The 20,753-nt window shown below is 56.5% G+C and carries 18 protein-coding genes; 5 read left to right on the top strand and 13 right to left on the bottom strand.

All coding sequences use genetic code 11. The features are described from left to right. Window positions 1–119: 119 nt before the first annotated feature. From ACNSOI_RS06305 to putA, 4 genes are all read right to left on the bottom strand, one after another. The gene (locus ACNSOI_RS06305; RefSeq protein WP_420195380.1) at window positions 120–1,238 is read right to left on the bottom strand and encodes an outer membrane beta-barrel protein; all 1,119 of its coding nucleotides are present in this window, start codon (window positions 1,236–1,238) and stop codon (window positions 120–122) included. 1,036 nt (window positions 1,239–2,274) lie between these two features. Continuing rightward, the gene (locus tag ACNSOI_RS06300; RefSeq protein ID WP_106695996.1) at window positions 2,275–2,730 is read right to left on the bottom strand and encodes a sn-glycerol-3-phosphate transporter; all 456 of its coding nucleotides are present in this window, start codon (window positions 2,728–2,730) and stop codon (window positions 2,275–2,277) included. Window positions 2,731–2,798: 68 nt separating this feature from the next. Further along, on the bottom strand, window positions 2,799–3,989 hold the full coding sequence (locus ACNSOI_RS06295) for an MFS transporter (RefSeq protein WP_420195379.1): 1,191 nt from the start codon (window positions 3,987–3,989) through the stop codon (window positions 2,799–2,801). Between the two features lie 318 nt (window positions 3,990–4,307). Further along, window positions 4,308–7,937 carry a bifunctional proline dehydrogenase/L-glutamate gamma-semialdehyde dehydrogenase PutA gene (putA, locus tag ACNSOI_RS06290; RefSeq protein ID WP_420195378.1) on the bottom strand — a complete coding sequence of 1,210 codons (3,630 nt, stop codon included), beginning with the start codon at window positions 7,935–7,937 and terminating at the stop codon, window positions 4,308–4,310. 203 nt (window positions 7,938–8,140) lie between these two features. Between putA and ACNSOI_RS06285 the strand changes: the two genes are divergently transcribed. From ACNSOI_RS06285 to ACNSOI_RS06270, 4 genes are all read left to right on the top strand, one after another. Continuing rightward, window positions 8,141–8,593 carry an Lrp/AsnC ligand binding domain-containing protein gene (locus ACNSOI_RS06285; RefSeq protein WP_061331707.1) on the top strand — a complete coding sequence of 151 codons (453 nt, stop codon included), beginning with the start codon at window positions 8,141–8,143 and terminating at the stop codon, window positions 8,591–8,593. A gap of 9 nt (window positions 8,594–8,602) precedes the next feature. After that, window positions 8,603–9,694, top strand: a complete 1,092-nt coding sequence (locus tag ACNSOI_RS06280; RefSeq protein ID WP_420195377.1) for a CdaR family transcriptional regulator — start codon at window positions 8,603–8,605, stop codon at window positions 9,692–9,694. A 152-nt stretch (window positions 9,695–9,846) separates the two neighbouring features. After that, window positions 9,847–11,190 carry a GntP family permease gene (locus ACNSOI_RS06275; protein ID WP_420195376.1) on the top strand — a complete coding sequence of 448 codons (1,344 nt, stop codon included), beginning with the start codon at window positions 9,847–9,849 and terminating at the stop codon, window positions 11,188–11,190. Between the two features lies 1 nt (window position 11,191). Continuing rightward, window positions 11,192–12,331, top strand: a complete 1,140-nt coding sequence (locus ACNSOI_RS06270) for a glycerate kinase (protein ID WP_286920529.1) — start codon at window positions 11,192–11,194, stop codon at window positions 12,329–12,331. Here ACNSOI_RS06270 and ACNSOI_RS06265 read toward each other — a convergent pair. Continuing rightward, the gene (locus ACNSOI_RS06265) at window positions 12,317–12,958 is read right to left on the bottom strand and encodes a Crp/Fnr family transcriptional regulator (protein WP_286254624.1); all 642 of its coding nucleotides are present in this window, start codon (window positions 12,956–12,958) and stop codon (window positions 12,317–12,319) included. The genes ACNSOI_RS06270 and ACNSOI_RS06265 overlap by 15 nt on opposite strands. Before the next feature lie 111 nt (window positions 12,959–13,069). Between ACNSOI_RS06265 and ACNSOI_RS06260 the strand changes: the two genes are divergently transcribed. Further along, a complete protein-coding gene (locus ACNSOI_RS06260) occupies window positions 13,070–13,258 on the top strand; it encodes a YgaP family membrane protein (protein WP_061331704.1) in 189 nt (62 codons plus the stop codon). Between the two features lie 91 nt (window positions 13,259–13,349). On the opposite strand, the gene ACNSOI_RS06255 is transcribed toward ACNSOI_RS06260, so the two are convergent. The 8 genes from ACNSOI_RS06255 to thrS all read right to left on the bottom strand — a co-directional run bounded on the left by ACNSOI_RS06255 (window position 13,350) and on the right by thrS (window position 20,741). Continuing rightward, window positions 13,350–13,715 (bottom strand): MerR family transcriptional regulator, encoded by a 366-nt coding sequence (locus ACNSOI_RS06255; protein WP_058093133.1) that lies wholly within the window; start codon window positions 13,713–13,715, stop codon window positions 13,350–13,352. Continuing rightward, on the bottom strand, window positions 13,696–13,998 hold the full coding sequence (ihfA, locus tag ACNSOI_RS06250; protein ID WP_044386556.1) for an integration host factor subunit alpha: 303 nt from the start codon (window positions 13,996–13,998) through the stop codon (window positions 13,696–13,698). The genes ACNSOI_RS06255 and ihfA overlap by 20 nt, the downstream gene beginning before the upstream one ends. A 3-nt stretch (window positions 13,999–14,001) precedes the next feature. Beyond that, entirely contained in the window at window positions 14,002–16,374 is a 2,373-nt protein-coding gene (gene pheT / locus ACNSOI_RS06245) for a phenylalanine--tRNA ligase subunit beta (protein WP_420195375.1), read from the bottom strand. A gap of 72 nt (window positions 16,375–16,446) precedes the next feature. Further along, on the bottom strand, window positions 16,447–17,445 hold the full coding sequence (gene pheS / locus ACNSOI_RS06240; RefSeq protein ID WP_061331702.1) for a phenylalanine--tRNA ligase subunit alpha: 999 nt from the start codon (window positions 17,443–17,445) through the stop codon (window positions 16,447–16,449). 138 nt (window positions 17,446–17,583) lie between these two features. Then, entirely contained in the window at window positions 17,584–17,937 is a 354-nt protein-coding gene (gene rplT / locus ACNSOI_RS06235; protein WP_022989373.1) for a 50S ribosomal protein L20, read from the bottom strand. 50 nt (window positions 17,938–17,987) lie between these two features. Next, entirely contained in the window at window positions 17,988–18,179 is a 192-nt protein-coding gene (rpmI, locus tag ACNSOI_RS06230; RefSeq protein WP_007151842.1) for a 50S ribosomal protein L35, read from the bottom strand. A 94-nt stretch (window positions 18,180–18,273) separates the two neighbouring features. Further along, window positions 18,274–18,819, bottom strand: a complete 546-nt coding sequence (gene infC / locus ACNSOI_RS06225) for a translation initiation factor IF-3 (RefSeq protein ID WP_082780529.1) — start codon at window positions 18,817–18,819, stop codon at window positions 18,274–18,276. Further along, on the bottom strand, window positions 18,816–20,741 hold the full coding sequence (gene thrS / locus ACNSOI_RS06220; protein ID WP_286254611.1) for a threonine--tRNA ligase: 1,926 nt from the start codon (window positions 20,739–20,741) through the stop codon (window positions 18,816–18,818). The genes infC and thrS overlap by 4 nt, the downstream gene beginning before the upstream one ends. Between the last annotated feature and the right edge of the window lie 12 nt (window positions 20,742–20,753).

The following is a 20,753-nucleotide window of genomic DNA, read 5'->3' as shown; positions in this document are numbered from 1 at the left end:
ACTGGGCACCTCGCCCACACTGGGCACCTTACCAAGACCAGAGTCTCCACCGCCACAGCCGACCAAAACAGCACTAAATATGGATAACAAATAGACCCAAACGACTTTCATATTGACGTTCATTGATTACCTACCTGTCCGCTGGTTACTTTCCGTGTCTCTCTAACCGTGGTGGTAAACCGCACCTCAACCCGGCGATTTTTGGCGCGCCCTTCGGGGCTGTCATTGCTGGCAACCGGGTTCGCTTCGCCCAGTCCCTTAACGCTCAGACGGGAAGGCACAACCCCCTGCTGCTCGAGGTAATCCGCCACCGATTGCGCGCGCGCCTCTGATAACCGCAGGTTGTAGGCCGCAGGCCCCGTTGAATCGGAGTAGCCAATCAGCATAATGGCGCCCTGATCGTGCCGTTTAATCTGATCAACCAGTGGCAGAAGGGGACTAGTGTCCTTGATAACGGCTGAACCAACATCAAACAGGGCTTCTGAATCGAAGACGCGTGTTTTCTCAACCATCACATAGCGAGGGGCTGGTGCAACCGGCATCTGAGGTTCCGCCTTGGGCTCCACCACAGACGCCATTTCAACCGGCGCATGAGCCGCAGGCGCCTGTTGCCCGAAGTGATAGGTCACACCCAGCGAGGTGAAGTGCAGATCCGCCTTGTCGGTGGCGTTGTTGCCTACACCATCAATAAACTGGTATTCGCCGCGCAGCGACCAACGCTGGGACAGGCGATAGTCCACACCCACCGATGCCATCGGGTTCCAGTCACGACTTTTTAAGGTGTCAGGCCGCGGCGAATAGGTTTTGTCAATGCGCTGATAACCGCCTCCAAGCCGAGTAAAGAGTTCAGCATTGTCGGTCAGTGGGTAGCCCAGTTTGACAGCCAGCTCTGCGCCATAAGTTTCTGCCTCTACTTTGCCAGCAGGGTAGCGAGAATCCGGCGTGCCATAAGACGTTCCACCCGCTTCCAGGCCCAACCAGTCATTGAACTGATACCCGCCATAAAGCCCATAGCCAAAGGTGTCGTTACTACAGCTCAGTGAGTCTGATTCGCAGAAGCCATGAAAGGACGCCCACCCTGCGCGGACGCCCAGATAGGCGTGACCTTGCCGACGATCAGGCTGTGGCCTGTCAGAGGTGGTTTCCTGGCCTAAGCCGTGCTGCGTGGCAGCCTCAGCGAATACCTGGCCTCCAACAAGCAAGCTAACCGCTGCTCCCAAAAGTGTTATCCGTTTCATTGACCATTTCCTATATTGATTTACTTATCGGCAAACTGTGCCGGCCCTACAAAACCATTTTCAGCTGGCAATACATGCATCTCGAAAGTTCAACGAACTCGCGAGGGAACTTAAGGCTTGTAACTATTTCAGAGAAATAGCTTGCTTTGCGATAAGGTATATAGAAACAGAAAATGAATATATAAGATTATTCTCAAGTTAACGTTATTCTGGCCAATCTCAACGGACAACTATTTAAACAAGCCAGAATTAGAGGCCATCTAACATTAAAAAAACAGAAACCTTCTTAAAAATAAATGTAAAACTTGATTACTGATTTTCAGTTGATAAACCCGGGGACGATGATAGCAATAGCACTAAATAAGCAACTGACTAATGAGCTTTGCAAACCATCAATATCGCAACAATGATGCCGATAAATAGCCTGCAAATATATGTGTGCAACCAGCCACCCCATTACAGATGGCCGTTTAGGCGGTCGTCGAATTCAAGAATAAAGCGGCTCAATGGCTTTGAGCTTTCGCGGTCCAATTGCGCACCCACAATGATATCCTTTTGAAAAGATTACTCAGTCGTGGGCAGTTACACAATTTGGTTTACAGCCTCATTTCATTGGGGGAAGTCCATCCAGAACGGTGCAAGTAGAAGTAGTAAACTTCTCTTGTCGGCCAATGCATCGAAGAAGCTACCTTTTCTTCGCCCCATAACTTCTTGAGATTTTAAACTTCGGCTAGATCTTCTTGGCTTTTACGGTTTGGACAATCAGCAGACGAATCATTCAGTAAGTTACCTATACCGAGATGAAACAACTCTCGTGCATGAGGTACCAACAAACCCCAAGCCTCTTTCTTTTCAGGGCCATAATGTGGCGCTGATACACACGCTTTACCTTATTATCTTCAGTATGGTTAAGGCAACGTTCAGCCACCTCAGGCATAAGTCCCTGTGCAGTCATTATCGTGCCGGAATCTGACGAATTTGGATAACACCATCGAGAATCCCCGGCTGGAGCCGCCAGGTAATTCTTGACCGTTCACTAGAACTGCAAGCCGGTGGTAATCATCACTGCTGCGGCTCCCAGAAACGAAAGCTCTGAGGATACATGCTGCCCTCGAACTCCGACTGCAGGAATGATAGCGGGAGCTACGCCCAGGTGATTCAGCGGAATCTTGTCCCGATACTCGCCCCGATACCCGTGCATCAGCCCACCGGTCACCTTGGCAAACACTGGCCCCGGCCCGAAATCAAAGTACCGGCCGGTGAAGACATACGCTGAACGCTGACTGAAGGAATTCAGAAAGCTTGCTCCGCCAACCACCCAGTCGTCCTCACGGGCATATTCCAGCGAGACCAGTTTCTGGTCATTGTTGTGTTCCGGTTTGGGATTGTGGTGGGTTGTGAAAACGCTGGTCTGCAGCAACCAGCGGGATTCATTGGCGTGCGCAGTATTGGCTGCGAGAACCACAATCAAGAAAATCAGTAATCTGGTCACGGAATAGCCCCTCACTTCTGCAGGCTGAATGGTAACCACCCGAGTACCGAAGTTCAATTTGCAAAGGATTACGGCTTGAACAGCTTTCGACCTATGGGTAGCGCGGCGGCGATGGCAACACCGGAGGCGCCGAACGCCAGTGCGAAACCGCCCAACTCCAGCAGAAGGCCGAACATCAGCGGTGCCAGAAAGTGGATGGCGCGGTTGGCCATCAATCGCATTCCCAGCGCACCGGAGCGCTTGGCGCGGTCAACCGACTCCGCAAGAATAACCATGGACAAAGGCTGGGTAAGTCCTGAGCCGATACCGACCAGCACCGCGAGCAATCCCATGACGACAACCTGCTCCGTTGCACCCAGAAGCGCGATACCTGCAGACACAGTGACCAGTGACAAAAACACCGTATTCACACGGCCGCCGGCGAGCTCGATGATCGACGCCATGAACGGACGAATCACCATGGACACCCCCGCCCTGAGGCTCACCAATATCCCGATGATCACCGGGCTGATTGCAAGGCTCTCCAGATAAACTGGAAGGTAACTACCGTAAACACCGAGGGCAAACATGCCCAATACTGTCACCAGAACCGACAGCTGTACGCCGCGATTGAATTGCATCAAAGCCCACTGGGCCCGGAATCCTGCCTGCTTTCGAGTAACCTGAATGCGTTCAGTGGCCTGGCCGGTCAACCAGAATCCTACCACGCCGGCTACCAGCGCAAACGCTGCCATCACCAGAAACACGTAAGCCGTTCCGCTGGCGTTCAGCAACAGCCCTGCCAGCAGAGGGCCGATCACCTGTCCGCCGGAAAGCCAGGTGGAGTACCAACCAAAATACTTCTCAAGGCGCGGACCCGCGCCCAGGTTGGCAATAATGGTTTGTGCCGCCAGAACCATCTGGAGATGCGCCAGACCAACCAATAGCTGTCCCAGGACCAATCCACCAAAACCAGGCCAGAGGTGCATGGCCAGAAGCCCCGCCACCATCAAGCCGGCACCGGTTATCAGCGTTGCCCGACCACCGAAACGGCTGACCACCCCACCCAGCGGAATAGCCAGGGCCAGGGGTAACAGATACTGGGCACTCAGAACCGCACCAAGGACCAAGGGAGAGGCGCCCAGTTGCAAGCCGTAGACCGGTACCACGACGATTAGCATGGAGTAGACCACGAAACAGAGCGTCAGCGACAGGCAGACTGCGCAGAAGGTTTGAGTGGCTTCGGCTTCGGTGGTTTTGCTGGGGGCGGGTGTGTTCAATGTGGGCCAGCGGTGCGATTGGAGAAGTGAATTTAGAGGGAGATGGTAGCGCAGGATGGGGTCGCTTGCTACGTGGCTACGAGGTCGCTACGGGGTCTGTCCCCGAATGGGGACCGCCCCCAAACGCACCAGGTATCGGGGTTGGGAGATGGGCCGAGGTAAAAGTGGGTCAGTCCCCTGCGGGGACTGACCCTTTAGCTACGGGGTCTGTCCCCGCATGGGGACTGACCCCAAACGCACCAGGTATCGGGGTTGGGAGATGGACCGGGGTAAAAGGGGGTCAGTCCCCGTTCGGGGACAGACCCTTGGGGACAGACCCTACTCGGCGGAGGCGATCAGGCTGGCGTTGCCGCCCGCGGCGGTGGTGTCTATGCACAGATGCCGTTCGATCACGTAACGCTGGTCCAGTTTGTGCTCGGTGATGATGGGCAGCAACGCACCATCGCGCCGGGCGAGGGCCTGTCGATATTGCTTGAGCAGAGGCTTTTCGGCCACGCTGGTAATGGCGGCATAGCCCTCAAGCTGGGTCAGTGCATCCGGGGCGATCACGCCGTCGGCGGCCACCACCGGCAAGCCGGCTTTGACGGCATCCGCCAGGGCTTTTTCGGCACCAGGTGCAATCACAACCACCTTGTTGCCCTGTGACAACGCAGTGCTAGCCTGCTCTAGCGCAGATTCCGCATCCGGCCCCAGGCACAGAATGGTGCCGCGGGCATGACAGGACAGGTGGTTTTGTTCGCCGGTTGGTCCTGGCATTTCTTCATAGCCAAGATCCAACGGCGCCGGTACGTTCTTGAACCAGGGGCGCAGAGCTTCTTTACGGCGATCCGCCGCCGGTACCTCGGCCTTTTCCAGCTTGTCGATCAGCTTCTGCACCTTGTCAGCCCCGAGTACCTTGTTGCTGGACTCAGACCGTTTGTGGACCACCTCCGCTCTCAGGAAGCGACGCACGTACTGCGGGCCGCCGGCCTTCGGGCCAGTGCCAGACAAGCCCTCGCCACCAAACGGCTGAGAGCCCACGATGGCGCCAATCTGGTTCCGGTTAACGTAGGTGTTGCCCACCTTGATGCGGCTGGCAATGTGCTCAATCCGGTTATCTACCCGGCTGTGAATGCCGAAGGTCAGGCCGTAACCCTTGGCGTTCACCGCATCCACAACCTTGTCGATGTCTTTGGCTTCAAACGTAGCCACGTGCAGAACAGGGCCAAAGATTTCCTCTTCCATTTCCTCAATGCCACTCACCTGAAGCACCGCAGGGGAAACGAACAGGCCTCTCTCGGGCACCTTGATCTTCTTCAGCAGCTTGCCTTGCTGCTCGAACTTCTGGCAATGATCGTTGATCTTCTTACGGGCGTTCTCGTCGATCACCGGGCCAACGTCGGTAGACAGCAGCCAGGGGTCTCCAATGCCCAGCTCTTCCATGGCGCCATAGAGCATTTCCAGCAGGTTGTCGGCGATGTCTTTCTGCACGTACAACATGCGCAGAGCAGAACAGCGCTGGCCGGCACTCTGGAATGACGACGCCAGAACGTCCCGCACCACTTGCTCGGGCAAAGCCGTGGAATCCACGATCATGGCATTCAGACCACCGGTTTCCGCCACCAGTGGCGCGTCCGGCTCCATGTGTTCGGTCATGGCTTTGTTGATACGTTGGGCGGTCATGGTGGAACCGGTGAAGCAAACGCCATTCACCCTGGCGTCGGAGGTCAGGCCAGCACCCACGGTGGCCCCGGTGCCCGGCAGCAACTGGATAGCCGCCTTGGGAATGCCCGCCTGGTGCATCAGTTCAACCGCCCGTACCGCCAGCAGTGAGGTCTGCTCCGCCGGCTTGGCGACCACCGCATTGCCTGCCGCCAGGTTCGCCAGGATCTGGCCGGTAAAGATGGCCAGCGGGAAGTTCCAGGGGGAAATACAACAAACCACGCCAAGGGCCTCGCCCGCCTCTTTGTAACGGACACCCTCGTTGGCGTAGAACATCGCGAAATCCACCGCCTCACGAATCTCCGCCACCGCGTCCAGCAGGGACTTACCCGCTTCCCGGGTAGTCAGGGCAAAGAGCTCGTGTACGTTCTCTTCATACAGGTCGCCTACCTTACGGACCATCTCGGCGCGATCCTCCGCAGACAGCGCCGACCACTGCTTGAACCCGTCCCGGGCAGCGTCCAGGGCAGCAGACACGTCTGCCTCGGAGGCGTAGGTAATGTGGCCGACCAGATCATCCGGGTTGGCCGGATTGCGCACCTCAACCACTTCATCACTGGCGGGCTCAACGGCCAATACCGGACCGCCGTGCCATTGATGACTCTTGTAACGATTGCGGCCCTCGTCGATTTCCTCAACGGTTACCGGGTCGGTGATGTCCCAACCTTTGGAATTACGGCGTTGCTCACCAAAGAGCTTCGACGGATGCACAATCGCCTTGCTGGACAGGTTGTGCCCCAGAGTCTTCACCACATCAATCGGGTCTTTGGCAATCTCTTCCGGAGTGATACTGGTGTCCACAATCTGGTTCACGAAAGAACTGTTGGCACCGTTCTCAAGCAGGCGGCGCACCAGGTACGCCAGCAGATCTTTGTGGGCACCAACCGGAGCATAGATCCGGCAAGGTACACCGCTGTCTTCAAGCACCTGGTCGTGCAGGGATTCACCCATGCCGTGTAGCCGCTGGAACTCAAACTTGTCGCGACCCAGGCCTTTTGCCAACTCCAGCACCGCAGATACGGAATGGGCGTTGTGGGTGGCAAACTGGGGGTAAATCCGGTCTGTCATGCCCAGCAACTGCTTGGAACACGCCAAATACGACACATCGCTGCAGGCCTTGCGGGTAAACACCGGGAAGTCTGACAACCCCATCACCTGGGCCCGTTTAATTTCGGCATCCCAATAGGCACCCTTCACCAGCCGCACCATGATCCGGCGGTCCAGTTTCTCAGACAATGCATAGAGCCAATCCAGCGTCTGGGACGCCCGCTTGGCAAAGGCCTGGACCACCACGCCAAAACCATCCCAGCCTTTCAGTGACGGTTCCGACAGAATCGCTTCAATCACATCTAGGGACAGGTCGAGCCTGTCCTGCTCTTCCGCGTCAATATTGAACCCCATATTGGCCGCTGCGGCCTTCTGGGCCAGTTTCAGGGCCCGGGGCATCAACTCATTCATCACCCGCTCTTTGTTACCGTATTCATAGCGGGCCAGCAGTGCGGACAGCTTTACCGAAATACCCGGATTGGTGCGCACATCACCTTCGCAGCGCTTGCTGATGCTGTCGATAGCATCGGAGTACGCCTGGTAGTAACGCTGGGCGTCAGCATCGGTACGGGCAGCCTCACCCAGCATGTCATAGGAATAGGTGTAGCCTCTTGCTTCCTGGGCCTTGCCACGCTCCTGCGCTTCTTCGATATCCCGGCCCAACACGAACTGTCGGCCCATTTCTTTCATGGCCTGCCCCGCCACGGTACGAACCACCGGCTCGCCAAGGCGCTTGACCAGTTTGCGCAGGGTATCCCCCACGCTCTGGCGCTCGGAGTCCTTCAACAGGTTGCTGGTCATCAACAAGGCCAGGGTGGCCGAATTGATCAGTCCGGATTTGGCCTTGCCCACGTGGGCGCCCCAGTTACCGGATGTAATTTTGTCTTCGATGAGATCGTGGATGGTCAGGTTGTCCGGAACCCGCAACAGCGCCTCGGCCAGACACATCAAGGCCACGCCCTCTTTGGTGGTCAACCCGTACTCGGAAAGGAATTTTTCCATAATGGTCGGGCGGGCACTGCCACGGACGCTGCGAACCAGATCGGCCGCCCGGGCAGAGATCGCCACCCGAGCGTCATCGGAGAGCTGAGCCTCAGCAATCAATCGATGAATAACCTCATACTCGTCCGCCAGGTAGTTGGCACGGATGGCCTTGCGAATGTTATGAAGCTCTGGCGTCATGGATTGCTGTGGACTCATGGGGGATACCCTCCTGCTTATTGGAATACTGTCCGCATTTTAACGAAGCCGCTATATACTATTTACCTATTCAGGGCGAAATTGGTTTACCTTTTTCCTTTTTTGGATTGAAATTACAAAACTATTATCCCTAATTCAGGCCAAGAACAGGAATTATTACCTGAACACAAAAAACAGACCGACTTTCTAAAAGGATAGCAGCCATGGCGGATCTGGACAGGATTGACCTCTCGATCATCCGGGAACTACAGAAGAACGGCCGCATAACCGTGACAGACCTTGCCTCCCGGGTAGGCCTCTCCAAGACTCCCTGCCAGATCCGGATGCGGCGCCTGGAGGAGCAGGGCTACATCACCGGCTACAGCGCCATGGTTAACCAGACCAAGCTTGGCTTGTCGCACGTAGCTTTTGCCCAGGTCACCCTGAACGACACCAGCAGCAAGGCGCTGGCGGCGTTCAACACGGCGGTTCGGCAAATCTCTGCAGTTGAGCAATGCCATATGATGGCTGCCAACTTCGACTACCTTCTTAAAGTCAGAACCAAAAACATGGCCGAGTACCGGCAAGTGCTTGGCGAACAGATCTCCAGCCTGCCCCATGTGCTGCAGACCAGCACCTTTGTAGTAATGGAAAGCGTTAAAGACCGCGGCCTGTGAGGAACAACGATGAACACTCTTGACCAGGCCACCGCCCAACGGATCGTGGACCGGGCCATGCCCGTCATTGGCCACTCGGTGAACGTGATGACACCGGAAGGCATCATCATTGCTTCTGGCGACTCACGGCGGGTGGGTGAAATGCACGAGGGAGCCAGAACCGTCGCCAAGACCGGAACCCCCCTGGTGGTAGATGAGGCCCAAGCGGGCGAATACCCGGGGGTCAGGCCCGGGGTCAACCTGCCCGTAGTGATGTCCGGATCGGTGGTAGCCGTTGTCGGCATTTCCGGCACCCCTGATAAAGTACTGCCCTACGCCGACCTGCTGCGAATTACCGCAGAACTGATTCTGGAGCAGGCAGCGCTGATCGAAGTGACTCGTCACCGCCGGAACCAGATACAGAATACCCTTCAGGCCCTGCTCGACGGTGAACTGGTTCCCGAGGACTGGCCACAACAAATCGGTCTGGACCTTCACAAGCCAAGAATTGCGGTTGTACTGGCGGCGAATAAGCCGACCTCACCCTGGCCACCCGATATGGCTACTTTGTCCAGAGACCTCGAACGCACCGAGCCCGAGGCACTGGTGTTACTTACCCGACAGCGATATCTCGCCTTCTTCTTTACCGAACGCCCGGCGGCAGAGGCCTTGAATGCGGCCTTGGGGCGCATCCCTGCAACGAGCCGGAATTCAGTGTCTGCCGCTACCGGCACGGTATTTCACAGCAATCTGAAAGCCTGTTATGAGTCTGCCGAAGCTACCCTGAAGGCAGGTAACCAACGCCAGCCCTCGGGTGGGCACTTCTCATTTCAGGATTTTCCACTGGCAGCACTCTGGCAAAGTCTGAGCCCCGGTTGGCAGCAACTCCAGCTTAACCAGGCCATTCGCCCCCTGCTGGCCCACCCGCGCCGGGAGCAATACCTCAAAACCCTGAGAACCTTTATAGAGGCAGACGGAGACATTCAACGCTGCGCGAGCCAGCTGCACCTACACCGGAACTCCGTTCGCTACCGGCTCAAGGGCATTGAAACCCTGACCGGCTGGTCCCCTTTTCGGCTGGAAGACCTGCTGTTTCTGTACATGGCTATGGAAAACCGCTGACCAAAGTTATGCATCTGCACAGTTTGGTCGCACAAAAATAGAGCATCTTTGGGCAAATGAATAACGAACAATTGGCAATCAGCTTTTACACTTAGCACCACAAGACCGACCAAAAGAGTCGGATAAAAACAGAGCCTTTCTGGAGATTGCCAATGCATCTGGTGCTGATTCTGGTCGCAGTCATAATTTTTATTGTGTTCGCCACCAGCCGACTGAAACTGAACCCCTTTATTACCCTGCTGCTGGCGTCTTTCCTGGCCGCATTCGCTTTTGGCCTGCCGCTGTCTGAAATAGAGACCACCATCCGCGCCGGCTTTGGAAACATTCTGGGCTACATCGGCCTGGTGATTGTTCTGGGCACCATTATAGGGGTTATTCTGGAGCGCACGGGGGCCGCAATTGTGATGGCGGAAACCATCATTAAACTGCTGGGCCAGAAGTTCCCCACGCTCACGATGTCTCTGGTAGGTTTTATCGTATCGATACCGGTGTTCTGCGATTCAGGCTATGTCATTCTCAACAGCCTCAAACGCTCCATGGCCCGCACCCTGAGCGTATCCCCGGTCGCCATGACCGTTGCCCTGTCCACCGGCCTGTTTGCAACCCACACCATGGTACCGCCCACACCAGGCCCTATTGCCGCCGCCGGCAATCTTGGATTGGAGAACAATCTTGGCCTGGTCATAGGTATTGGCCTGATCTTCGCCATCATCGCAGCGCTGGCCGGTTTGTTCTGGGCTTCCCGCTGCAAGAATATGACCAGCACCGAGCTGGAACAGGCTGAAGAGGCCTTTGAAGAAGCGCGCCAACACTATGGCGAACTACCCTCTGCCGGTAAGGCATTCGCTCCCATCTTTGTGCCTATTCTGTTGATCTGCGTTGGTTCGGTCGCCAGTTACCCTACCGCTCCGCTCGGTGACGGACTGCTCTACGAGATACTGAATTTCCTGGGCAAACCGCTTAATGCCCTCCTGATTGGCCTTGGCTTTGCCCTTACCCTGCTGCAAGGCAAGGGCAAACTGGACGAGTTCGGCCGCCACACCAGCAAAGGTCTTGAAGTTGCGGCACCGATCATTCTGATTACCGGTGCCGGTGGTGCCTTCGGTGCGGTTCTGGCCGCCACGCCGCTGGGAAGCTATCTGGGCGATACGCTTTCTACCCTGGGCCTTGGCGTTCTGATGCCCTTTATTGTTGCCGCTGCCCTTAAATCTGCTCAAGGCTCATCAACGGTTGCATTGGTTACTGCATCAGCGCTTGTCGCGCCCCTGCTACCGCAGCTGGGCCTGGACTCCGACATGGGCCGGGTGCTGACTGTCATGGCCGTTGGCGCAGGCGCCATGACCGTGTCCCATGCCAACGACAGTTACTTCTGGGTCGTGTCCCAGTTCAGCAAGATGACCGTCGCTACGGCGTACAAGTCCCACACGACGGCAACACTGATCATGGGCCTTGTGACCATTGCCGCCGTGTGGCTCACTTCTCTCGCGGTACTTTGATATGCGGATTGTGATTGCTCCGGACTCCTTCAAGGAATGCCTGGCCGCCGAACAGGTGGCCCAGGCGATTGCCCGGGGCTGGCGACAGGCAGCCCCGGATGACCAGCTTGTGACGGTGCCGCTGGCCGATGGCGGTGAAGGCACCACCCGGGCTCTGACGGAGGCGCGCCGGGGGCAGCTTCACACGGTTAAGGTCACCGGGCCTATGGGTGAACTCGTCTCAGCTCACTACGGTCTGGTTAATGATGGCGAGATTGCCATTGTTGAGGTCGCCGAGGCCAGCGGCTTGCACTGCGTGCCGGCCCGCAGCCGAAATGCCCTGACAGCGTCCAGCGTTGGTACCGGCGAACTGATTCTGGCCGCCCTCGAGCACAAACCCAAAACCCTGATCATGGGCCTGGGCGGCAGCGCCACCACCGATGGTGGCGCTGGCATATTGCAAGCCCTCGGGGCACGTCTTCTGGATCACGGTGGCCACCCCATACCGGGCGGCGGTAACGGCCTGGCAGAACTGGCCAGCCTGGACCTGGCCCCTGCTCTGGAGCGATTGGCCGGGGTAAACCTGGTTGTGGCCTGCGACGTCAACAACCCTCTGTTGGGGCCGAATGGCGCGGCAGCGGTGTTCGGGCCGCAGAAAGGCGCTGACTCCCGGCAAGTGGTGGAGCTGGATCGCAATCTGGGGCACTTTGCCCGCCTGGTGGAACAGCAAGGAATGGATATTGCCAGCTTTCCGGGCAGTGGCGCAGCGGGTGGAATCGGCGGCATGGTTGCGGGTATTCTGGGGGCGGAACTGCGCCCGGGTATAGAGCTGGTGATGGAAACCGTGGAGCTGGAAAGCCATCTGGCCCAGGCGGACCTGGTGATCACTGCCGAAGGGGCGATTGACTCCCAGAGCGCCTACGGAAAAACACCTGCCGGCGTTGCTTCGCTGGCAAAAAAATACGGTGTTCCGGTGATTGGCTTGGCAGGGAAACTGGGGGCGGAACTGGGAGAATTGCACCGCCTCGGGTTGTCTGCTGCCTTTTCCATTACCCCTGCACCGATGGAACTGCAGGAGGCCTACACCCAGGCCGCCGATAATCTGGAAACAACCGCAGGGCAACTGGCACGACTGGTGCACAGCGTTTCAGGCAGGCGCTAGCTTATCGGCAAGCCCCGTCAGCTCAATCTTGCCGCGGGCCAACCTGACCTGATCCTGCCGCTCCAGCTCCTTCAGCAGGCGGCTGACCACTTCTCTAGCCGTGCCCAGCTCAATCCCCAGCTCCTGATGGGTAATGGCCAGCACCCGTTGGCCATGACTCGCCCGCGCCAGCAACCATTCTTCCAGGCGCTCATCCATCCGGCGAAACGCCACCTCCTCCACCAGCAACATGAGATCGTCGAGGCGCTTTCCGTAAGACTCCATAATCGCCAGCCGAAACTCGGCGGACTGGTCCATCAGCCGGTCAAAAAGCCCTCGAGGGATGATCGCCGCTTCCGCCTCTTCCTCAACGATGGCCTCGGCCCGGTAGCCACGGCCGGTCATCAGGCAGCCAATCGACAAGGTGCATATATCATCAGCACCCATCCGGTACAACACGATGCCCTGCCCGGAAACGCCGGTCATCTGGACCTTGATGCTGCCATCAAGCACCAATGGCAGCCCCCGGCAATGCTCCCCGGCGCTGAAAAGCACCTGCCCTGGAGGAAATCGCATAACACTGATCGACGTCAGCGTGTCTTTGCGCAGGCTTTCGTTAAGGGTTTCCAGAATGCTGTGTTTCGCCATTATTGGCTCCGGACGCATAATCTTGGTTGCCTGTGTGACTTTATCACTGAACGCTCGTCGCCGCAGGCCTATAGTGCCAGCATCACCCGACATCAAACAGGAGAGACAAAGATGACGGTAAACATGGGTTCAGCGGACCGGATTATTCGCGCCATTGTCGGCATTGTTCTGATTGCCCTGGTGTTTGTAGGGCCACAAACGGCCTGGGGCTGGATTGGTGTGGTGCCCCTGGCCACCGCTGCCATTGGCAACTGCCCCGCCTATTCCCTGCTGGGGATCAAAACCTGCAAGACCAAATAGGCAGAAAGCGCACGCCAGAAAGCATAAAGGCCGGAGTGGGTACCCACTCCGGCCTTTCATCAACGGCTTACACTGCGTTCCCCGAGGCAACTTACCGGGCGGGGGAATTCAGCACATCCAGTACCTCTTCCAGCTCGGTGATCATTTGCCGGATCAGCTGCTTGTACTGGGAAGTGTCGTCTTTGACTTCCGAGCTGCTCAGCTTCTGCTTGGCACCACCGATGGTGTAGCCCTGATCGTACAACAGGCTACGGATCTGACGAATGGTGATCACATCCGCCCGCTGGTAGTAACGACGATTGCCCCGGCGCTTGACCGGCGACAACTGGGGAAACTCCTGTTCCCAATAGCGCAATACGTGGGCTTTTACAGCACACAAATCGGCCACTTCACCAATCGTGAAATAGCGTTTCCCCGGAATGGCGGGGAGCTCGTTGTTATGACTCGGTTCCAGCATACGCTTCTACTTTCTGCTTCAGTTTCTGACCTGGTCGAAACGTAACTACGCGTCGTGCACTGATGGGAATTTCTTCACCCGTTTTCGGGTTCCGTCCCGGGCGCTGCTTCTTGTCCCTGAGATCGAAGTTGCCAAATCCCGACAACTTAACCTGCTCGTTGTGGCTGAGTGCGCCTCTGATTTCGTCGAAGAAAGCTTCTACCATTTCCTTGGCCTCACGCTTGTTAAGACCTAACTCCTCGTACAAGCGCTCTGCCATGTCCGCTTTCGTCAAAGCCGCCATTTCTCAACTCCTCAGTGTTGCCCCCAGCTCTTCTTTCAAGGCATCAATAACGCCGTTGAAGAGCGAATGCACTTCATCTTCATTGAGCGTGCGTTCGGGATGCTGCCAGAACAGGCTGAGCGCCAGGCTTCGGTTGCCTTCACCCAGGCTTTCGCCTTCATAGACATCAAACACACGCAACGCCGTAAGGTGTTCACCAGCATGCCTCCTGGCCACATGCTCAACCTGGGCGAACGCCACATCGCTCCCGATAATAATAGCCAAATCCCGCCGAACTTCCGGAAATTTTGAAATATCTTTGAAATTAGGCACATATCCGGTAACGATCGAATTCAAGAATAGCTCAAACATCAGGATCGTGCCATTAAGTTCAAGATTTTTCTGAACTTGTGGGTGCAACGTGCCCAACCAGCCCACATGTTCACCGTCACGCAACAATTCAGCGGTCTGGCCCGGGTGCAGCGCCGGATGCTGGCTGGCGATGAACTGAATCTCGATACCCAGCACACGGAACAAGCTTTCCAACTCTCCTTTTACATCAAAGAAGTCCGCTGTTCTGCGACCGTTTACCCAGTTTTCCGGTGCCTGATTGCCCACCACCACACCGGCTAGCATCGGCTGCTGGTCGATCTCACCGTCATTTTTCTCAAACCTGAGACCGGTTTCAAACAGACGGATGCGGGGCTGCTGGCGGTTCTGGTTGTGCACTACTGTCTTCAACAGGCCGCTCCACAGGGTGGTACGCATCACTGACAAATCCGCCGAAATCGGATTGGCCAGAGCAATGCCTTCCCGCTCTGGATCGATCAGCTGTTGTACCTTCGGATCAACAAAGCTGTAGGTAACTGCTTCCTGGTAGCCCTGCGCCACGAAGAAGTTGCGAATGGCCGACAACGGCCGTACCGCCTCTTCCCTCGCCCGCAAGCCAAGGGAGCCCGTTGGCTCGGTCACCGGCAGGTTGTTGTAACCGAAGATACGACCGACTTCCTCGATCAGGTCTTCTTCGATGGAAATGTCCGGGCGGAAGCTGGGCACACTGATGCGCCAGCCGTCTTTCAGTAACTTGTCGATATGCAGACCAAGACGAGACAGGATTTCTTCCACCGTGGTGCGGTCAATCGCCAGGCCCAGCACATCGGCCAGGCGTTTTTCCCTCAGATCGATCACTCTCGCTTTCGGCAAGTGCTCCTGGCTTGCCACTTCCACGATTTCTCCGGGCTCGCCACCAACAATGTCCATCAGCAGGCGCGTTGCCCGCTCCATGGCATCGCGAGCCAGTTGGTAATCAACACCACGCTCAAAACGGTGGGAGGCATCGGTGTGCAAACCATATTCGCGGGCCTTACCCGCCAGGGTAATGGGGTCGAAATAGGCCGACTCCAGCACCAGGTCCCGGGTTTTCGGGCTCACCCCGGAGTGCTCCCCACCCATAACGCCGGCAATGGCAATCGGTTTCTGGTGGTCCGCAATCAGGAGGGTTTCCGGAGTCAATTCAACTTCCTGACCATCCAGCAGCACCAGTTTTTCGCCTGCCTTGGCCATACGCACAATGATACCGCCACTGATCTCGTCACGGTCGAAGGCGTGCATGGGCTGGCCCAGTTCCAGCATCACGTAGTTGGTGACATCCACTGCGGCATCAATGGACCGGATACCGGAACGGCGCAGCTTTTCCTGCATCCACAAGGGTGTTTCCGCCTGCAGATTTACGTTTCGCAGAACGCGCCCCAGGTAACGGGGGCAACCTTCCGGCGCCTCTACGCGGATATCCGGCACTTCCGAATGCACCGCTTCCACCGGAGCAATGTCTGATGCCTCTACCAGCAGGCTGTTCAGAACACCCACTTCCCGGGCCAACCCCTTGATGGACAAGCAATCACTGCGGTTCGGAGTGAGGTCAACATCAATGGCGATGTCGTTGAGCTTCAGGTAATCCGCTACGTCCTGACCAACCGGCGCATCAACAGGCAATTCCATCAGGCCATCGTGACTTTCAGACAGCGCCAGTTCGGATTCGGAGCAGAGCATGCCTTCGGAAGGCTGGCCACGCAGCTTGGCCTTCTTGATCTTGAAGTTACCGGGCAACACCGCACCAACCACCGCAAACGGCACCTTCAGGCCGGCGCGCACATTGGGAGCGCCACAAACCACCTGAACGGTATTGGTCCCGTCACTCACCTGACACACACGCAGCTTGTCAGCATCCGGGTGGGGTTCGGCGGAAATCACCTCGCCAACCACCACACCGCTGAACTCCCCGGCCACCGGCTCAAAGCCATCCACTTCCAGCCCGGCCATGGTGATCTGGTCCATCAATTCCTGGGATCCAAGGTTCGGGTTAACCCACTCGCGCAGCCACTGTTCACTGAATTTCATCGTTCTTGCCTTGTCCTGATGCGGTTTATGCGGTTGATTCTGAGCTCTGCGTACGTCGTCCTGCCCTTGGGCTTAACGGAACTGACGCAGGAAACGCAGGTCGTTTTCGAAGAACATGCGCAGGTCTTTCACGCCGTAGCGGAGCATGGCCAGGCGTTCAACGCCCAGACCAAAGGCAAAGCCACGATATTCTTCGGCATCAATACCGCAATGCTCGAACACTTTCGGGTGCACCATGCCGCAGCCCATCACTTCCAGCCACTTGATGCTGCCGTCTGCTTCCCGGCCCCACTCGATATCCACCTCCGCGGAGGGCTCGGTGAACGGGAAATACGACGGACGAAAACGTACTTTCAGATCACGCTCGAAGAACACCCGCAGGAATTCTTCCACCGTGCTTTTCAGATCCGCAAAGCTGACGTTCTTCTCAACCAGCAACCCCTCCACCTGGTGGAACATGGGGGTGTGAGTCATATCCGAATCGCAGCGGTACACGCGGCCCGGGCAGATCATCCGGAATGGCGGCTTGCCGGCTTCCATGGTACGGATCTGAACCGGAGAGGTATGGGTCCGCAGCAGAGTGCCGGGATTGAAATAGAAGGTATCGTGCATGGCACGGGCCGGGTGATGCCCGGGAATGTTCAGCGCTTCGAAGTTATGGTAGTCATCTTCGATTTCCGGCCCCTGCTCCACGCTGTAACCGGCGCGGGCAAAGATCTCTTCAATACGCTGCAGGGTGCGGGTGACCGGGTGCAAGCCCCCCAGGTCCTGGCCACGGCCGGGCAAGGTCACATCAATGGATTCGCTGGCCAGCTTCGCCTCTATGGCGGCTGTCTCAAGATCTGCCCGGCGCGCATTGATAGCTTGCTCAACCTGCCCCTTGGCTTCATTGATCTTCTGGCCGGCGGCAGGACGCTCCTCCGCAGAGAGTTTACCCAGGGTTTTCGCCTGCTGGGTGATCACCCCCTTCTTGCCGAGGTATTCCACGCGAATTTGATCAAGTGCCTGAAGGTCGCTCGCGTTTTCTACCGCGTTCAACCCGTCCTGAACCAGTTGCTCCAGGTTTTCCATTGACCCTGCTCCAAACCAGAAATGGGGTAGGTTAAAACAAAAATAGGGGAAGAGCGTGCCCTTCCCCTATCAGAGGGCGCATTCACGATGACATGAAGCACCCGGATCGATCAGTAATCGATGAAAGAGCTTAAGCGATCACAGGGATGCTTTGGCCTTCTCAACCACAGCGGCAAACGCCTGCTGCTCGTTCATGGCCAGATCAGCCAGAACCTTACGATCGATTTCAACATTCGCCTTCTTCAGGCCAGCGATCAGACGGCTGTACGACAGGCCGTTTGCACGGGCGCCAGCGTTGATACGGGCAATCCACAGAGCGCGGAAAGCGCGCTTACGGTTGCGACGGTCACGGTAGGCGTACTGACCAGCCTTGATAACCGCCTGCTTGGCAACGCGGAATACACGACTACGAGCGCCGTAGTAACCCTTGGCCTGCTTGAGAATCTTCTTGTGACGACGACGTGCTACCACGCCACGCTTTACACGAGCCATACTTTAATCCTTCTACCTTTACTTTCTAAGGAACGTTTCGCGCGGCTGGATCAGCACGCGGTCATGCGCTTGATAGATGCAACATCCGACTTGGCGATGAGCTTGGTGCCGCGCAGCTGACGCTTACGCTTCGGGCTCTTCTTGGTCAGGATGTGACTGGTGAAGGACTGCTTGTGCTTGAAGCCGGTGGCGGTCTTCTTGAACCGCTTGGTAGCTCCGCTTTTGGTTTTCATCTTCGGCATTTTTAAAACTCCGCATTCTATTATGAATAAAAACAACTGTGCCCCTGAACGACAAATCCCCCGCCGCTGCGGGGGACCCGTGCTGGGATCAGGCTCACTTCTTCTTGCGGGGAGCCACGATCATGGTCATCTGCCGGCCTTCCATTTTCGGCCGCATCTCAACCGTTGCAAGTTCTTCGATGTCGGTTTCAATCCGAGCCATGAGTTTCATACCAATTTCCTGGTGTGCCATCTCACGGCCGCGGAACCGAATCGTGATCTTGCCGCGATCCCCGTTCTCAAGGAAACGTACCAGGTTGCGTAGTTTGACCTGATAATCCCCTTCTTCCGTTCCTGGTCGGAACTTCAGCTCTTTGACCTGCGTCTGCTTCTGCTTTTTCTTGGCAGCCGCCTTGGCCTTTTTCTCTTCAAAAATTTTCTTGCCGTAGTCCATTATCTTACAGACGATCGGATCGGAATCCGTAACCTGCACCAGATCAAGGGTGGCTTCTTCCGCCATGCGGATCGCGTCCTCGATGGGTACTATCCCGACCTGATTGCCTTCGGCATCAATCAGACGGACTTCAGTTGCGTCAATGTTCTCATTGATAGGCGCTTTTGGAGTACGCCCACCCCGATTCGTTCGCTGTTTAATAATCAGATCTCCGTTTTGTTTCTGCCTTTTCGGTCGACGTCAGCTGCAAGCAGCTGTTCAAACTCGTCGACAGACATGGTGCCCAGATCTTCGCCTTTGCGAGTTCTTACTGCAACGGCGTTGTTCTCGATTTCTTTATCGCCAACAACGATCAGGTAGGGAACCTTGTTAAGAGTATGCTCGCGGATTTTAAAGCCGATCTTCTCGTTTCTCAAGTCAGCATTAACCCGATAACCCAAAGAATCCCACTTTTTGGCCAGATTCTGACAATAATCACGCTGGTTATCGGTAATATTCAGCACCGCAACCTGTGTCGGAGCAAGCCACGTGGGGAATGCGCCTTCGTATTCTTCGATCAGTATACCGATAAACCGCTCAAAAGACCCGAGAACCGCCCGATGCAGCATAACGGGAGTTTTCCGCTCGGAATTATCGGCCACATATTGGGCACCCAGGCGGCCTGGCATTGAGAAATCCACCTGAATGGTACCACACTGCCAAACCCGGCCGAGACAGTCTTTCAGGGAATATTCAATTTTGGGACCGTAGAAGGCACCCTCGCCCGGCAACAATTCCCAATCAACACCCTCGCGGTTCAGGGCTTCTTCAAGAGCAGCCTCCGCCTTGTCCCAGACCTCGTCCGAACCTACGCGCTTCTCCGGGCGAGTGGACAATTTGTACAGAATCTCGGTAAAACCGAAGTCCTCGTATACTTCGTGCAGCATTTTCATGAACGCCGACACTTCTTCCTGGATGGCGTCTTCTTCACAGAAGATATGGGCATCATCCTGAGTGAATCCACGCACCCGCATCAGGCCATGAAGAGCCCCGGAGGCTTCATTTCGGTGGCATGAGCCGAATTCTGCCAGGCGCAGCGGCAGGTCCTTATAGCTTTTCAGACCCTGATTGAACACCTGTACGTGGCACGGGCAGTTCATGGGCTTGATGGCGTAATCGTGCTTCTCGGACTCGGTGGTGAACATGCCATCCTTGAACTTGTCCCAGTGCCCGGACTTCTCCCAGAGCGTGCGGGACACCACCTGCGGTGTTTTGATTTCCTTGTAGCCATGCTGGTGCTGCTTGGCCCGCATGTACTGCTCAACTTCCTGGTACAGGGACCAGCCATCCGGATGCCAGAACACCATGCCGGGAGCTTCCTCCTGCATGTGGAACAGGCCCAGCTTCTTGCCAATCTTTCGGTGATCCCGCTTTTCGGCCTCTTCCAGGCGATGCAGATAGGTTTTCAGGTCTTTCTTGTTACCCCAGGCCGTGCCGTAGATACGCTGCAATTGTTCATTGCTGGTATCACCGCGCCAGTAGGCACCCGCAACCTTGGTGAGCTTGAACGCTTTCAGCTTGCCGGTGCTGGGCACGTGAGGACCACGGCACAGGTCAATAAAGTCACCTTGACTATAGAACGATAGATCTTCCTCACCGGGGATATCCTCGATGATCCGAACCTTGTATTCCTCACCCATTTTTTCAAACAGTTTGACCGCTTCCTCCCGGGACATGATGGAACGGGAGACCGGCAGGTCCTGTTTGGCGAGTTCTTCCATACGCTTTTCGATGCGCGCCAGGTCTTCGTTGGTAAACGGGCGCTCGTATTTGAAGTCGTAGTAGAAACCGTTCTCGATCACCGGCCCGATGGTTACCTGGGCGCCGGGGAACAGATCTTGTACCGCCATGGCCATAAGGTGTGCCGTGGAGTGGCGAATCACGTCTACGCCGTCTTCATCGCGCTCGGTTACGATGGCCAGATCCACATCGTTTTCGATCAGGTAGCTGGTATCCACGAGTTTGCCATTCACTTTTCCAGCCAGGGCGGCCTTGGCAAGGCCTGCACCAATATCGGCGGCCACATCATGAACGGTAACGGGTTCGGCAAAACTGCGATGACTGCCATCCGGCAGGGTAATGACGGGCATGATTCTCTCCTG

It is taken from the genome of Marinobacter sp. GH_1, from assembly GCF_048595985.1.
Taxonomy (GTDB): Bacteria; Pseudomonadota; Gammaproteobacteria; order Pseudomonadales; family Oleiphilaceae; genus Marinobacter; species Marinobacter shengliensis.
The sequence above is the reverse complement of the archived record's forward strand: the minus strand, read 5'-3'. Positions and strand labels throughout refer to the sequence as shown.

Bases quoted from the DNA above. Each gene is read 5' to 3' on its own strand.
- ACNSOI_RS06305 (WP_420195380.1), bottom strand. From the start codon at position 1,238: ATGAAACGGATAACACTTTTGGGAGCAGCGGTTAGCTTGCTTGTTGGA.
- putA (WP_420195378.1), bottom strand. From the start codon at position 7,937: ATGAGTCCACAGCAATCCATGACGCCAGAGCTTCATAACATTCGCAAG.
- ACNSOI_RS06285 (WP_061331707.1), top strand. From the start codon at position 8,141: ATGGCGGATCTGGACAGGATTGACCTCTCGATCATCCGGGAACTACAG.
- ACNSOI_RS06280 (WP_420195377.1), top strand. From the start codon at position 8,603: ATGAACACTCTTGACCAGGCCACCGCCCAACGGATCGTGGACCGGGCC.
- ACNSOI_RS06275 (WP_420195376.1), top strand. From the start codon at position 9,847: ATGCATCTGGTGCTGATTCTGGTCGCAGTCATAATTTTTATTGTGTTC.
- ACNSOI_RS06270 (WP_286920529.1), top strand. From the start codon at position 11,192: ATGCGGATTGTGATTGCTCCGGACTCCTTCAAGGAATGCCTGGCCGCC.
- ACNSOI_RS06265 (WP_286254624.1), bottom strand. From the start codon at position 12,958: ATGGCGAAACACAGCATTCTGGAAACCCTTAACGAAAGCCTGCGCAAA.
- ACNSOI_RS06260 (WP_061331704.1), top strand. From the start codon at position 13,070: ATGACGGTAAACATGGGTTCAGCGGACCGGATTATTCGCGCCATTGTC.
- ACNSOI_RS06255 (WP_058093133.1), bottom strand. From the start codon at position 13,715: ATGCTGGAACCGAGTCATAACAACGAGCTCCCCGCCATTCCGGGGAAA.
- ihfA (WP_044386556.1), bottom strand. From the start codon at position 13,998: ATGGCGGCTTTGACGAAAGCGGACATGGCAGAGCGCTTGTACGAGGAG.
- pheT (WP_420195375.1), bottom strand. From the start codon at position 16,374: ATGAAATTCAGTGAACAGTGGCTGCGCGAGTGGGTTAACCCGAACCTT.
- pheS (WP_061331702.1), bottom strand. From the start codon at position 17,445: ATGGAAAACCTGGAGCAACTGGTTCAGGACGGGTTGAACGCGGTAGAA.
- rplT (WP_022989373.1), bottom strand. From the start codon at position 17,937: ATGGCTCGTGTAAAGCGTGGCGTGGTAGCACGTCGTCGTCACAAGAAG.
- rpmI (WP_007151842.1), bottom strand. From the start codon at position 18,179: ATGCCGAAGATGAAAACCAAAAGCGGAGCTACCAAGCGGTTCAAGAAG.
- thrS (WP_286254611.1), bottom strand. From the start codon at position 20,741: ATGCCCGTCATTACCCTGCCGGATGGCAGTCATCGCAGTTTTGCCGAA.